Annotated in this window: 12 protein-coding genes; all 12 read left to right on the top strand. The window is 33.6% G+C overall.

From position 1 onward, the window contains the following. Positions 1 to 124: 124 nt before the first annotated feature. The 12 genes from HT724_RS04145 (at position 125) to HT724_RS04090 (ending at position 14489) form a co-directional block, all read left to right on the top strand. Entirely contained in the window at positions 125 to 817 is a 693-nt protein-coding gene (locus tag HT724_RS04145; RefSeq protein ID WP_000922194.1) for a sugar transferase, read from the top strand. Between the two features lie 42 nt (positions 818 to 859). After that, the gene (locus HT724_RS04140) at positions 860 to 2086 is read left to right on the top strand and encodes a DegT/DnrJ/EryC1/StrS aminotransferase family protein (RefSeq protein ID WP_173276493.1); all 1227 of its coding nucleotides are present in this window, start codon (positions 860 to 862) and stop codon (positions 2084 to 2086) included. A gap of 920 nt (positions 2087 to 3006) precedes the next feature. Then, entirely contained in the window at positions 3007 to 5085 is a 2079-nt protein-coding gene (locus HT724_RS04135) for a glycosyl hydrolase family 28-related protein (protein ID WP_173276494.1), read from the top strand. Continuing rightward, positions 5069 to 5815, top strand: coding sequence for a protein phosphatase 2C domain-containing protein (locus HT724_RS04130; protein WP_084675176.1), 747 nt, complete (start codon positions 5069 to 5071; stop codon positions 5813 to 5815). The genes HT724_RS04135 and HT724_RS04130 overlap by 17 nt, the downstream gene beginning before the upstream one ends. A 57-nt stretch (positions 5816 to 5872) precedes the next feature. After that, positions 5873 to 6514 (top strand): phosphate uptake regulator PhoU, encoded by a 642-nt coding sequence (locus HT724_RS04125; RefSeq protein WP_000945323.1) that lies wholly within the window; start codon positions 5873 to 5875, stop codon positions 6512 to 6514. 12 nt (positions 6515 to 6526) lie between these two features. After that, on the top strand, positions 6527 to 8002 hold the full coding sequence (gene galT / locus HT724_RS04120) for a UDP-glucose--hexose-1-phosphate uridylyltransferase (RefSeq protein ID WP_173276495.1): 1476 nt from the start codon (positions 6527 to 6529) through the stop codon (positions 8000 to 8002). Between the two features lie 12 nt (positions 8003 to 8014). Further along, positions 8015 to 9025, top strand: coding sequence for a UDP-glucose 4-epimerase GalE (gene galE / locus HT724_RS04115; protein ID WP_000996560.1), 1011 nt, complete (start codon positions 8015 to 8017; stop codon positions 9023 to 9025). A 183-nt stretch (positions 9026 to 9208) separates the two neighbouring features. Next, the gene (locus HT724_RS04110) at positions 9209 to 9868 is read left to right on the top strand and encodes a DUF1868 domain-containing protein (protein WP_050206829.1); all 660 of its coding nucleotides are present in this window, start codon (positions 9209 to 9211) and stop codon (positions 9866 to 9868) included. A 24-nt stretch (positions 9869 to 9892) separates the two neighbouring features. Continuing rightward, positions 9893 to 10960, top strand: a complete 1068-nt coding sequence (locus HT724_RS04105) for an extracellular solute-binding protein (protein WP_173276496.1) — start codon at positions 9893 to 9895, stop codon at positions 10958 to 10960. A gap of 102 nt (positions 10961 to 11062) precedes the next feature. Further along, positions 11063 to 12073: an ABC transporter ATP-binding protein gene (locus HT724_RS04100; RefSeq protein ID WP_061389837.1), complete on the top strand. Its 1011-nt coding sequence runs from the start codon at positions 11063 to 11065 to the stop codon at positions 12071 to 12073. A gap of 11 nt (positions 12074 to 12084) precedes the next feature. After that, positions 12085 to 13776: an iron ABC transporter permease gene (locus HT724_RS04095; RefSeq protein ID WP_173276497.1), complete on the top strand. Its 1692-nt coding sequence runs from the start codon at positions 12085 to 12087 to the stop codon at positions 13774 to 13776. Positions 13777 to 13778: 2 nt separating this feature from the next. Further along, complete coding sequence (locus HT724_RS04090) at positions 13779 to 14489, top strand: MgtC/SapB family protein (RefSeq protein ID WP_001149044.1); 711 nt, start codon at positions 13779 to 13781, stop codon at positions 14487 to 14489. Positions 14490 to 14880: the final 391 nt, after the last annotated feature.

Below are 14880 nucleotides of genomic sequence, written 5' to 3'. Positions count from 1 at the left end.
TTGATTTTCATTGAGTGTAAGAAGGAAATCCTTCAAATTACAGATTTCTTTCACCGCCTTTTCTATTTTGTGGTATAATGAAAAATGTTGACAAATAGTATAATAAAAACAAAGGAGAAACAGCATGCTGAAATGGGAAGACTTGCCCGTGGAAATGAAATCAAGCGAGGTTGAGTCTTACTACCAGCTTGTCTCTAAAAGGAAGGGTTCGCTGATTTTTAAGCGTTGCTTGGATTGGGTTCTAGCTTTGGTCTTACTGGTTCTGGCCTCTCCCATCTTTCTCATCTTGAGCATTTGGATCAAGTTGGATAGCAAGGGGCCAGTGATTTACAAGCAAGAGCGCGTGACCCAGTACAATCGACCTTTCAAGATTTGGAAGTTCCGTACCATGGTGACGGATGCAGACAAAAAAGGAAGTTTGGTGACTTCTGCTAACGATAGTCGCATTACCAAGGTTGGCAATTTTATCCGCCGTGTCCGTTTGGACGAACTGCCTCAGCTGGTCAATGTCCTTAAAGGCGAAATGTCCTTTGTCGGTACACGACCTGAAGTGCCACGCTACACAGAGCAGTATAGCCCTGAAATGATGGCGACCTTACTTTTACCAGCAGGGATTACCTCTCCAGCCAGCATCAACTACAAGGATGAGGACACTATTATCAGTCAAATGACCGAAAAAGGCCTGTCAGTTGACCAAGCCTATGTCGAACACGTCCTCCCTGAAAAGATGCGCTATAACCTCGCCTATCTCCGAGAGTTTAGTTTCCTTGGAGACATCAAAATCATGTTTCAAACCGTGTTTGAAGTGCTAAAATAAAGTAGTCATGAGAAAATGAGTACAGATAAAAGGAGCAAATCAATGCCAAATTACAATATTCCATTTTCACCACCCGATATCACGGAAGCAGAAATTGCTGAAGTAGCGGATACCCTGCGTTCTGGTTGGATCACAACAGGTCCTAAAACAAAAGAACTGGAGCGTCGCTTGTCTCAATACACAAAGACGCCTAAGACTGTCTGTCTTAACTCTGCAACTGCCGCGCTTGAGTTGATTTTGCGTGTTTTGGAAGTGGGTCCTGGAGATGAAGTCATCGTTCCAGCTATGACTTATACAGCTTCATGTAGTGTCATCACTCACGTAGGAGCGACCCCTGTCATGGTGGATATTCAAGCAGATACTTTTGAGATGGATTATGACCTGCTGGAGCAAGCTATCACTGAGAAAACTAAGGTGATCATCCCAGTAGAGCTTGCAGGGATTGTTTGCGATTATGACCGTTTGTTCCAAGTTGTGGAGAAGAAACGTGATCTCTTTACCGCTTCAAGCAAGTGGCAAAAAGCCTTTAACCGTATCGTGATTGTTTCTGATAGTGCCCATGCTTTGGGATCTACTTATAAAGGACAACCAGCTGGTTCTATCGCTGACTTTACCTCCTTCTCATTCCATGCCGTTAAGAATTTTACAACTGCAGAGGGTGGAAGTGCCACTTGGAAAGCCAATCCAGCGATTGACGACGAAGAGATGTACAAGGAATTCCAAATCCTTTCCCTTCACGGGCAAACCAAGGATGCTCTTGCTAAGATGCAACTGGGTTCATGGGAATACGATATCGTCACACCAGCCTACAAGTGCAATATGACAGATATCATGGCGTCACTTGGTTTGGTACAATTGGACCGTTACCCTGGTTTACTAGAACGTCGTAAGGAGATAGTGGATCGCTATGATCGTGGTTTTGCAGGTTCTCTCATCCATCCTTTGGCACACAAGACTGAAACTGTCGAATCTTCACGCCACCTCTACATCACCCATGTAGAAGGAGCGAGCTTAGAAGAACGCAATCTTATCATCCAAGAATTGGCTAAAGCAGGAATTGCGAGTAACGTCCACTACAAACCGCTTCCGCTCTTGACAGCCTATAAGAATCTTGGCTTTGATATAGCCAACTATCCTAAGGCCTATGCCTTCTTTGAAAATGAAATTACGCTCCCTCTTCACACTAAATTAAGCGATGAAGAAGTAGACTATATCATTGAGACTTTCAAAACAGTTTCTGAAAAAGTACTAGTTTCATCAAAAAAATGACAAACTACAGTCAAGTAATAGTGATTCTGTTTCTAAAAAGTCTAATTGAGTGTAAAACTGTTGTTTTCAATTGAAAGTCCTATAGTAAAATGAAATAAAAACAGGACAAATCAATCAGGATAGTCAAATTAATTTCTAGCAATATTTTAGAAGCAAAGGTGTACTCTTATAGTTTCAATATACTGTATGGTTTGAAATGAGATGTGAGCAATTTGGTGTAGCATTTAGAATTTTTATTAGGCATCATTTAGAAAATGTAGTGTCTTGTTCTAGTTTTCAATTCACCCTATTTTTTGAAAGACGCGAGTTTCCACGATGAGGTTGTGGAAACTCGCGTCTTTCTTTTTTGTTTTCAGAATATTGTTCAAAGTTTTGAGACTATTTTTCATGTTCTAGTCATTCTTTTGAAATAATCTATAAAACACGTGTCTACAATGATTTATATGTCCTATTCCAGTATTTTAGAAGAACTGCGTCTATTTTTATAGAGCTTGAATCTAGCTTTTATAGAAAATCTATTTAAGAAATATATTGTATTGTTTTGATTTCAATCCGCTATATGAACGATATTCATGTAAATATACCTGGCGAATGCTTGCATGACAAGATATTTGTTCTTGTATTTATAAATTAGTATTTTACAAGATGTCAACATGCTTTAAATACAGTGAATAGGATATTTTTATGTTCAAGCTAAGAAAGATAGTAATCACTTTTGAATGGAAGGTTAAAGAATTATTAGAAGTATGGTTAGATATATAAATGGTCACGCTTTCACAATTTTGATATTTTATTGTGTTATTCCTTGACAATTTTGATTTAAAAATATATTATAAAGAAAATGACAGCGGTGTCATTTTCTGGTATGGAATTTATATGAATATTAAATTAGGACATAATATTTTTAATTGGAGGCTAATATGAAATCTTTTCAACAAAATGAGGTTTTCTCTATTCGTAAGTCTAAGGTGGGAGTTTGCTCAGTTCTCTTAGCGGTTTTATTTATTGGAACACAAAGTGTTTTAGCTAATGAAGTAGTTGGTGAAACTTCTTCGTCTAAAGATAATATGCAAATGAACTCTTTGTTGAGTAGCACATCTACATCATTATCTGCGGAACCCCATCCTGATACTCTCAGTCTTGATAACAATTCAAGTTTAAGTACTGATAATAATGGAGGAGTGAGTATTAATCAAAATAAACCTGATATAACAAATGATACTATGATGGGTAACATCTCTGGGATGGAAGTGAATACTATTTTAAGTACTAATCTGAACGAACACGTAGCTTTGAATGTTAAAGATTATGGAGCAATAGGTGACGGGGTTAATGATGATCGACAAGCAATTCAAGATGCAATAGATGCTGCAGCTCAAGGGCTAGGTGGAGGAAATGTATATTTTCCGGAAGGAACTTATTTAGTAAAAGAAATTGTTTTTTTAAAAAGTCATACACACTTAGAATTGAATGAGAAAGCTACCATTCTAAATGGTATAAATATTAAGAATCACCCTTCTATTGTTTTTATGACAGGTTTATTTACGGATGATGGTGCGCAAGTAGAATGGGGCCCAACAGAAGATATTAGTTATTCTGGTGGTACTATTGATATGAACGGTGCTTTGAATGAAGAAGGAACTAAAGCAAAAAATCTACCACTTATAAATTCTTCAGGTGCATTTGCTATTGGGAATTCAAATAACGTAACTATAAAAAATGTAACATTCAAGGATAGTTATCAAGGGCATGCTATTCAAATTGCAGGTTCGAAAAATGTATTAGTTGATAATTCTCGTTTTCTTGGGCAAGCCTTACCCAAAACGATGAAGGATGGGCAAATCATAAGTAAGGAGAGCATTCAGATTGAACCATTAACTAGAAAAGGTTTTCCTTATGCCTTGAATGATGATGGGAAAAAATCTGAAAATGTGACTATTCAAAATTCCTATTTTGGCAAAAGTGATAAATCTGGGGAATTAGTAACAGCAATTGGCACACACTATCAAACATTGTCGACACAGAACCCCTCTAATATTAAAATTTTAAATAATCATTTTGATAACATGATGTATGCAGGTGTACGTTTTACAGGATTCACTGATGTATTAATCAAAGGAAATCGCTTTGATAAGAAAGTTAAAGGAGAGAGTGTACATTATCGAGAAAGCGGAGCAGCTTTAGTAAATGCTTATAGCTATAAAAACACTAAAGACCTATTAGATTTAAATAAACAGGTGGTTATCGCCGAAAATATATTTAATATTGCCGATCCTAAAACAAAAGCGATACGAGTTGCAAAAGATAGTGCAGAATATTTAGGAAAAGTATCAGATATTACTGTAACAAAAAATGTAATTAATAATAATTCTAAGGAAACAGAACAACCAAATATTGAATTATTACGAGTTAGTGATAATTTAGTAGTCTCAGAGAATAGTATATTCGGTGGTAAAGAAGGAATTGTTATTGCGGATTCGAAGGGTAAAATAACCGTTTTAAATAACCAATTTTATAATTTATCCGGTAAGTATATATCATTCATCAAATCTAATGCAAATGGGAAAGAACCTGTTATACGTGATAGCGATGGTAATTTCAATATTGTAACGGAGAATGGGCTTTACAAAATTGTAACAAATAATTTAAGTGATAAAAACGAAAAAGAAAAAAACAAAGAGGAAAAACAATCTAATTCAAATAATGTAATTGATAGTAACCAGAAGAACGGAGAGTTTAACTCAAGTAAAGATAATAGACAAATGAATGACAAGATCGACAATAAACAAGATAATAAGACAGAAGAAGTAAACTATAAAATAGTTGGAGATGGCAGAGAAACTGAAAATCATATTAATAAATCTAAAGAAATAGTAGATGTAAAACAAAAATTACCAAAGACTGGTTCGAACAAGATTATGGAACTATTCTTAACAGTGACAGGAATTGGTTTACTTTTGACACTAAAAGGGTTGAAGTATTATGGTAAAGATAAATAAAATTTGTTCGATACAAGGAAGTTCTGTAGAAAATGAGGATACTGTAGGTTCACAAAATCAGTATTTTTGGATTATCGATGGAGCTACAGATTTATATAATTCTAAAGAGGAGATAGGTTATTCAGTCTCAGAAGTTGTACATATTTTATCAGAAAGTTTGTCGGTTAATTGTAAAGAATCAAAAACTCTTAAACAAATATTTGAAACTGCTTTACTAGAGGTTAAAGATGAAATCGGTTTAAACTCATATGAATTAACAGAGTATTATCGCTTACCAACATTTGCTTTTATATTTGCTAAACTTTCAGAAAAAAAGTTGGAGTATATGATGCTAGGTGACTGCGTCATGTTAGTAAACGAAATGGAAATAACTGATCATAGAGTAGATAACTTATTTGAAAAAGGAAAAAATGAGATAAAAGATTCAATTGGTACAAATAGTGCTTTAAATAAAAAAATTATTTTACAAAAAATCAGAAAATTATCTAATCAACCGAGTGGGTACTGGATAGGTTCGTTGGATGAGAGATTTTTAGACCATGCTATTATTAATCAAATAGATGTTACTAGTGAACAAATTGTTTTAATGAGCGATGGCTTTTATGAATTCTATCAAAATAATCAAAATAAGACTTTTGAAGAGTTAATTAAGATGAGATTTAATTCTTCTGCTATTGATCCAATCTATGGAAAGAAGGATGATGCAAGTATTCTAGTTATTGATGTTTGATATATTGTTTAAAATATTAATTGTTACTATTGAACTTTGTTAAGAAGAGGTACCTAAATGTTAAGGTTATATTTAGAAAATGAAATTATAGAATTATCAAATAATTTAGAGACCATTTGGGTATCTGTGCTTGATAAATACGAGAAGTTATTTGAATATTTATCAAATGAAGAACGAATAGAATTGATTAAAGAAGATTTAATCATAAATGAGTCAGTTCTAAATGTTGATAAAAAAGGATATGAGTTAATTTGTTTACAACATCCCGTTTCATATGACTTAAGAAGAATTATTAGTGTAATAAAAATATCAACTGACATTGAACGTATTGGGGATAGAATTGTTGAAATTTTAAAAAATCTACAGATTATTCAAAATAATGAAATTTTGAAGAAAATTATTTCAGAAATAAAAATACTTCATGAAGTTATCGGACTGCATATGAATAGGGCTATATCTTGTTATAGAGAGGAACAATTTGGATGTTTAGATATGGTTGTTATACAAAAACAGAATGAGATAGAAGAGCTTAGTATAAATATTGAAAAGAAAATAATGAATTACATATTTGAAGATGATGGGAATGTTTCTGAAGTAATTGGTGCTTTAGATATTATTCATCACCTTGATAAAATTGCTCATACTACGCAATCAATTTATAAATGGATAATGTATAGAAAATATGGGAACATAAATTAGAAAGAAAAATATATGAAAACAATTATTGATAATTTTGTTGATAGAGTAATTGAATACGGAATGTATAATGAAATTGACAAAATATATGTGAAAAATAGGGTACTAGCGTTAATAGGTGAGGAGGGAACTGATCGCATTTCCGATGAAAATGACCTGAAACAAATAAAAGATTACTTAGTGGAAATCGCCTTAAAAAACGGTAAAATTAAAGATTTAATTGAGGAAAAGGAATGTTTAGGAGCAGAGTTAATGAATTTCATAGTTCCTTTACCTAGTCGATTAAATGATATTTTTTGGAGTTCATATGATATATCACCTCAAGAAGCAGTTGAAGAGTTTTATAAGTTAAGTAAAGATAGTGATTATATTAAAACTTCTGCTATTGCTAAGAATATTGAGTTTCGAGCATCAACTAAATACGGAGAGCTAGAGATTACGATAAATTTGTCAAAACCCGAAAAAGATCCAAAAACAATTGCTGCTGAAAAATTAGTAAAAGCCACTAATTATCCCAAATGTTTACTATGTATGGAAAATGAAGGATATCAGGGGCGAATAAATTATCCAGCACGTTCGAATCATAGAATTATTCGGATGAAACTTGGTGACGAAGTATGGGGATTTCAGTATTCTCCTTACTCATACTTTAATGAGCATGCGATATTTTTGAATAGTCAACATGTACCAATGGCTATTACCTCTAAAACATTTGAACAATTATTGGAGATTGTTGATATTTTGCCAGGATATTTTGCTGGTTCAAATTCTGATCTTCCTATCTCAGGAGGCTCCATTCTTAGTCATAACCACTACCAGGGAGGGAAACATATTTTCCCAATGGAAAAAGCAAAATTTGAGAGTGAATTTCGTTTTAAAGACTTTGAGGATGTTAATGCTGGTATTGTAAAATGGCCAATGTCAGTAATTAGGTTACAAAGTGAAAATAAAAATCGCTTGTTAGATTTAGCTACTAAAATTCTAAATAAGTGGAGAGAATATTCAGATTTAGAAGTAGACATCATTGCTATGACTGAAGATGTCCCACACCATACGGTGACTCCTATTGCTCGTAAAGTGGACGGGAGATATGAATTAAATATTGTTCTAAGAGATAATCATACTACTGAACAATACCCAGATGGTGTTTTCCATCCTCATCAAGATGTACAACATATTAAAAAGGAAAATATCGGATTAATCGAAGTGATGGGACTTGCGATATTACCACCTCGTTTGAAACCAGAGTTAGAAGAAGTTGGAAAATATCTTTTAGGAGAGGAAAACGTAATTGCGGATTATCATTTAGAATGGGCCGACCAATTGAAAGAAAAATATCCTCGCATTAATAAAGAAGAGGTTAATAGCGTAGTTCAACACGAAGCAGGACAAGTGTTTGCGAGAGTTCTGGAAGATGCAGGAGTTTATAAGAATACACCGTCTGGGCATGAAGCGTTTATGAGATTTGTTAAGTCGGTTGGAATTAATTAGGAGGAAACCCAAATGGCAATATTGGTAACAGGCGGAGCTGGTTATATTGGTAGCCATACCGTAGTAGAATTACTAAATTTAGGAAAGGAAGTCATCATTGTCGACAACCTTTCGAACTCTAGCATCTTGGTGCTAGACCGTATTGAAGCAATTACAGGAATACGTCCCGTGTTTTACGAATTAGATGTTTGTGATAAACAAGCATTGAGAAAGGTATTTGAACAAGAATCGATTGATGCTGCAATTCATTTTGCAGGTTATAAAGCTGTCGGAGAATCCGTGCAAAAGCCTGTGATGTACTACAAAAATAATATTATGAGTACATTGGCACTTGTTGAAGTGATGTCAGAATTTAATGTTAAAAAGATTGTCTTTTCTTCAAGTGCGACTGTATATGGAATTAACAATCAGTCACCTCTAATTGAGACAATGCAAACAAGTGCTACAAATCCTTATGGGTATACGAAAGTGATGCTTGAGCAAATTTTAAAAGATGTTCATGTGGCAGACTCAGAATGGAGTATTGCGTTGCTTCGTTATTTCAATCCAATTGGTGCTCATGAGTCTGGTTTGATTGGGGAAGATCCCTCAGGAATTCCTAACAACTTGATGCCTTATATTGCACAAGTAGCGGTAGGTAAGTTGTCAGAGCTAAGTGTGTTCGGAAATGATTATGATACGCTTGATGGTACTGGTGTGCGTGATTATATCCATGTAGTAGATTTAGCAATAGGACATATAAAAGCTTTAGAAAAAGTATCTGAAAAAACAGATGTTTATATCTATAACCTAGGCTCGGGAGAAGGCACTAGTGTATTACAACTTGTAAATACATTTGAAAGTGTTAATAAGATCCCTATTCCTTATAAAATAGTTCCAAGACGTTCAGGAGACGTTGCAACTTGTTATGCAAATGCAGACAAAGCATATAAGGAATTAAATTGGAGGACAACAAAATCGATTGAAGACATGTGTAGAGATACATGGAATTGGCAATCAAAAAATCCCAATGGCTATAATTGATGATACTGTCTATATGAGTGCTGTATTTTGGAAAAATTACTTAAACTTTTAATGAAATGCATATTTAATGAAAGATAAATTTTTTAAAAAAATGTTTGAAAGCGCTTGACAAAGTAAACGGTTTCGTTATATAATATAAGCATAGATGACACCGGTGTCAAATATAAAAAAGAGGGTCTTTATATGAAAAACCTAACAAAAATTAAGTTCAAAGAAAATGGAGAATTTAATCATTTTCCAGGAAATACTGTTGTAGCAAATCTTTATACTAAACAAGATTTGATGGAAGTTGTTGATATTATTCAATCACGTTATAGAGAATTACCATTTATCGATAAGTTTACTTTAACTCCAAGGAATTCTATTCACATGACTGTAATTGAATTGTTGTGCCATGAAAATCGTGAAACGGAGTTTTGGAGCAGTAATCTTCCTCTTGATACACCTTTACAGGAAATACATGATTACTTTGCTAAACAACTTGAAATTTTTCCATTGTTAAATGAAGAAATTCTTATGCGTGTAACGGAAATGGGAAAACAAAACATACTAGTTGAACCTGCAGATGAAGCTTCTGCTAAGAGATTAGAAGAAATTCGTACTTATGTCTCAGAAAAAGCAGGTGTTCGTTTCCCTAATCATGATAGATATCAATTCCATATTTCAATTGGGTATCTTCGGATTCCTCTAACCGAAGAGGAGGAAGAAGAGTTTACTAAAGTTAGAGCGGAATTAACTGAAATTTTATTAGAGAAGATTCCAACTATTACTGTAAACCGTATTGACTATACTGTATTTGAAGATATGAGACAATTTGTTCCATATCACGAAAAATTTAAATAAAATAATAAAAAAGGAGAACTTATCATGAAAAAAATGAAAGTTTGGTCTACTGTACTTGCAACGGGAGTTGCTCTTACTACACTTGCTGCTTGCTCTGGAGGTTCAAATTCTACGACTGCTTCTTCATCTGAAGAAAAAGCTGATAAAAGTCAAGAATTAGTAATCTATTCGAACTCAGTCTCAAATGGTCGTGGTGATTGGTTAACTGCTAAAGCAAAAGAAGCTGGTTTTAATATAAAAATGGTTGATATTCCTGGCGCTCAATTAGCAGACCGTGTTATTGCCGAGAAGAATAATGCAGTTGCAGATATGGTATTTGGAATTGGTGCTGTTGATTCAAATAAAATTAGAGATCAAAAATTACTAGTCCAGTACAAGCCTAAATGGTTAGATAAAATTGATCAATCTTTATCAGATAAAGATAATTATTATAATCCTGTGATTGTTCAACCATTAGTTTTAATTGGGGCGCCTGATGTAAAAGAAATGCCTAAAGATTGGACTGAATTAGGTAGTAAGTATAAAGGTAAATATTCAATTTCTGGGCTCTCAGGTGGAACAGGACGGGCAATTCTAGCAAGTATCTTAGTTCGATACCTTGATGATAAAGGTGAATTAGGTGTTTCCGAAAAAGGTTGGGAAGCAGCAAAAGAATATTTGAAAAATGCATACACTCTTCAAAAGGGAGAAAGTTCAATTGTTAAGATGTTAGACAAAGAAGATCCAATACAATATGGAATGATGTGGGGTTCTGGTGCATTAGTTGGACAAAAAGAACAAAATGTTGTTTTCAAAGTTATGACTCCTGAGATTGGTGTACCATTTGTAACTGAACAAACTATGGTTTTAAGCACTAGTAAAAAACAAGCGTTAGCTAAAGAATTTATTGATTGGTTTGGTCAAACAGAAATTCAAGTAGAATATAGTAAGAACTTTGGATCTATTCCTGCAAATAAAGATGCCCTCAAAGATCTACCAGAAGATACTAAGAAATTTGTTGATCAAGTGAAACCACAAAATATTGACTGGGAAGCTGTTGGAAAACATTTGGATGAATGGGTAGAAAAAGCTGAATTAGAATACGTACAATAAGAAATAAGAGTTAATTTTTATGTCCAAGTCTCTCTATTATTTCTAAATTTATAGAAGAAATAAAGAGAGGCTTTTGGTTTAGTAATAGAGGGAGTTAGTGAGATGATTAAATTTGATAATATTCAAATTAAATATGGTGATTTTGTTGCAATTGATAATCTGAATTTAGATATACATGAAGGGGAATTCTTTACATTTCTTGGGCCTTCAGGGTGTGGTAAATCAACTACTTTGAGAGCATTGGTAGGTTTTCTAGATCCATCATCAGGAAGTATTGAAGTTAATGGAACAAATGTCACTCATTTGGAACCTGAAAAGCGTGGAATTGGTATTGTATTTCAATCTTATGCGCTATTTCCAACTATGACTGTTTTTGATAATATTGCATTTGGTTTAAAAGTTAAGAAGGTAGCTCCAGATGTTATTAAAGCTAAAGTATCAGCAGTAGCAGCAAAAATTAAGATCTCTGATCAACAGTTACAGCGTAATGTATCAGAATTATCTGGGGGTCAACAACAAAGGGTAGCATTGGCTCGTGCTCTGGTTCTTGAACCTAAAATTCTTTGTCTAGATGAACCATTGTCAAACCTTGACGCAAAATTACGTGTAGATTTGAGAAAAGAGTTGAAAAGACTTCAAAAAGAGTTAGGTATTACTACTTTATATGTTACTCATGATCAAGAGGAAGCCTTGACTTTATCTGATAGAATTGCAGTCTTTAACAATGGATACATCGAACAGGTCGGTACACCAGTAGAGATTTATCATAATTCTCAAACTGAATTTGTATGTGATTTTATTGGAGATATTAATGTTTTGACCGATGAAACAGTCCACGAAGTATTACTGAAAAATGCAAGCGTTTTCTTAGAAGATAAAAAAGGATACATTCGATTAGAGAAAGTTCGATTCAATCGTGAAACTGAACAAGATTTCACTCTAAAAGGGACAATTATTGATGTTGAGTTTTCTGGAGTTACAATTCACTATACAATAAAAGTTTCTGAAAGTCAGATTCTTAATGTAACAAGTATTGATAGTCAGGCTGCTATTAGATCTGTCGGAGAAAGTGTGGAATTATTTATCACACCATCAGACGTTCTGCAATTTTAAGGAGGTGCAGTATGCGTCATAAATTAAATTTAAAAGATTGGCTTATTCGTTTAGGGTTAATCTGGTTCTTAGTAACATTTATTATTTATCCAAACTTTGATCTAGTAGTGAATGTATTTGTAAAAGGAGGAGAATTTTCCCTTGATGCTGTACATCGTGTTCTAAAATCTCAGAGGGCACTTCAGAGTATTATGAACAGTTTTAAGTTAGCATTTTCACTCATTATTACAGTTAATGTCGTAGGTATTCTTTGTGTTCTATTTACAGAGTGCTTTGATATTAAAGGTGCTAAAATTTTAAAATTAGGTTATATGACCTCTTTAATTTATGGAGGAGTGGTTTTAGCGACTGGATATAAATTTGTCTATGGTCCTTATGGATTGATTACAAAATTTTTACAAAATATTATCCCTTCTTTAGACCCTAACTGGTTTATTGGGTATGGTGCAGTCTTATTCATTATGACATTTTCAGGAACTGCTAATCATACATTGTTTTTAACAAATACAATTCGAAGCGTTGACTATCACACTATTGAGGCTGCTCGAAATATGGGAGCAAAACCATTTACTGTTTTCCGAAAAGTAGTGTTACCAACCTTAATTCCAACTCTATTTGCACTTACTATCATGGTTTTTCTTAGTGGTTTATCTGCAGTAGCAGCACCCATGATTGTTGGTGGTAAAGAATTTCAAACTATAAATCCAATGATTATTACATTTGCAGGGATGGGGAATTCTCGTGATTTAGCTGCTCTACTTGCAATTATTTTAGGTATTGCAACTACAATTTTGCTTACTATCATGAACAAGATAGAAAAAGGTGGAAATTATATTTCTATCTCTAAGACTAAAGCGCCTCTTAAAAAACAAAAAATTGCGTCTAAGCCTTGGAATATCATTGCTCACATTGTAGCATATGGATTGTTCACAGTTTTCATGCTTCCACTAATTTTTATAGTATTATACTCATTTACAGATCCAGTTGCAATTCAAACAGGTAACTTAACATTATCAAACTTTACTTTAGAAAATTATCGCTTATTCTTTAGTAATAGTGCGGCATTCTCTCCATTCTTGGTCAGCTTTATTTATTCTATTATTGCTGCGACAACAGCAACAATTCTCGCAGTTGTATTTGCTCGTGTTGTCAGAAAACATAAATCTCGTTTTGATTTCTTATTTGAATATGGTGCTCTACTTCCTTGGTTACTACCAAGTACACTTTTAGCAGTAAGTTTATTATTTACTTTTAATCAGCCACAATTTCTTGTCTTGAATCAGATTTTGGTAGGTAGTTTGGTAATTCTACTTATTGCATATATAGTTGTAAAAATCCCATTTTCTTATAGAATGGTACGTGCTATTTTATTTAGTGTTGATGATGAGATGGAAGATGCAGCAAGAAGTATGGGTGCTTCACCTTTTTATACTATGATGAAGGTTATCATTCCATTTATTTTACCGGTTGTTCTCTCTGTTATTGCTTTAAACTTTAACTCTTTATTAACTGACTTCGACTTATCTGTATTTCTTTACCATCCATTAGCTCAACCACTGGGTATAACTATTCGTTCAGCAGGTGATGAAACAGCAACTTCAAATGCTCAAGCACTTGTATTCGTTTATACTATTGTATTAATGATAATTTCTGGTTCTGTTTTATACTTTACTCAGAGACCAGTTAGTAGAAAAAGGAAATAATAATGCAAGCAACAAGCTTAGGACTATCATATATCGAAATTGTATTAAGAATTGTACTTTCATTAGTTATTGGTGGTGTAATTGGTTTAGAGAGAGGAAGTAAATCTCAACCAGCAGGTATTCGTACACATAGTATTGTTTGTCTGGCTGCATGTTTAATTATGATGACTAATGAGTATGTATCTTATAAATTTGGTACAGGAGATCCTACACGCTTAGGTGCGCAGGTTATATCAGGTGTTGGTTTTCTTGGGGCTGGAACAATACTTATTACAGATAAAAAGAAAATAACTGGTTTAACAACTGCAGCCGGAATATGGGCTTCAGCTGGAATCGGTCTAGCTATTGGTGTTGGTTTTTATGAAGGAGCCATACTAGGAGCAATGTCTGTTTGGAGTGTTATAACTATGTTCCAACCTTTAAAAAAATATCTTCAAAGTCGTTCAAAGATAATCGAATTGTATATCGTTGTTAGATCTACAGAGGCATATAATCGGGTACTAGTATACTGTGCTGAGAATGGCATTAGAATGACTGATTCTAGAACTGCATTTGGAGATGTTAATTCAGAAAGAATTGAATATTTTGATGTTCCAGACAAAAAAATCGCGTCATTTATTACTCTGGAATTATCAGGTAGATTTGAGCACCTTAAACTAATGGAAGAAATTGCTAATATTGTTGGTGTGATTTATGTTGAGGAAATCAGCTAATCTAGGGATAAACAAAGGGACGGATTATTCTAGTCCTTTTGTTTTCTTTAAATAATAAGAAATATAAGGGCACATCTAAAAACTCAATTTCAATACTTTTAAACATTGATGTATCAACGTTTTCTGAGCAATAAAAATAGAAAATCGGTAGTTTTTAGAGGTGTCCATAATAATTTTTGAAGAAAAGGATCTAACTAATTTGAGAGTATATAAAGTGGATTTTGATGCAGGAAAAATAACTTATTTTGATGACTATAATCTCATACAGGTATACCACTTCCATTCATTTTATGATGTTTGTGAGATGGTGTTCGCTTGTCATTTACCATTTGAAGAAATGCTTAGAAATGTTATTGTTAAGGAGAAAGCTGTTCCCATATTAGAGTGTTAT

The sequence above is a fragment of the Streptococcus sp. k-402 genome (assembly GCF_013277515.1).
Classification (GTDB): Bacteria; Bacillota; Bacilli; order Lactobacillales; family Streptococcaceae; genus Streptococcus.
This window is presented reverse-complemented; position numbering and strand designations above follow the sequence as displayed.

Coding starts and splice junctions, on each gene's coding strand:
- HT724_RS04090 (WP_001149044.1), top strand. CDS start 13,779: ATGCAAGCAACAAGCTTAGGACTATCATATATCGAAATTGTATTAAGA.
- HT724_RS04105 (WP_173276496.1), top strand. CDS start 9,893: ATGAAAAAAATGAAAGTTTGGTCTACTGTACTTGCAACGGGAGTTGCT.
- HT724_RS04130 (WP_084675176.1), top strand. CDS start 5,069: ATGGTAAAGATAAATAAAATTTGTTCGATACAAGGAAGTTCTGTAGAA.
- HT724_RS04095 (WP_173276497.1), top strand. CDS start 12,085: ATGCGTCATAAATTAAATTTAAAAGATTGGCTTATTCGTTTAGGGTTA.
- galT (WP_173276495.1), top strand. CDS start 6,527: ATGAAAACAATTATTGATAATTTTGTTGATAGAGTAATTGAATACGGA.
- HT724_RS04140 (WP_173276493.1), top strand. CDS start 860: ATGCCAAATTACAATATTCCATTTTCACCACCCGATATCACGGAAGCA.
- HT724_RS04135 (WP_173276494.1), top strand. CDS start 3,007: ATGAAATCTTTTCAACAAAATGAGGTTTTCTCTATTCGTAAGTCTAAG.
- HT724_RS04110 (WP_050206829.1), top strand. CDS start 9,209: ATGAAAAACCTAACAAAAATTAAGTTCAAAGAAAATGGAGAATTTAAT.
- galE (WP_000996560.1), top strand. CDS start 8,015: ATGGCAATATTGGTAACAGGCGGAGCTGGTTATATTGGTAGCCATACC.
- HT724_RS04125 (WP_000945323.1), top strand. CDS start 5,873: ATGTTAAGGTTATATTTAGAAAATGAAATTATAGAATTATCAAATAAT.
- HT724_RS04145 (WP_000922194.1), top strand. CDS start 125: ATGCTGAAATGGGAAGACTTGCCCGTGGAAATGAAATCAAGCGAGGTT.
- HT724_RS04100 (WP_061389837.1), top strand. CDS start 11,063: ATGATTAAATTTGATAATATTCAAATTAAATATGGTGATTTTGTTGCA.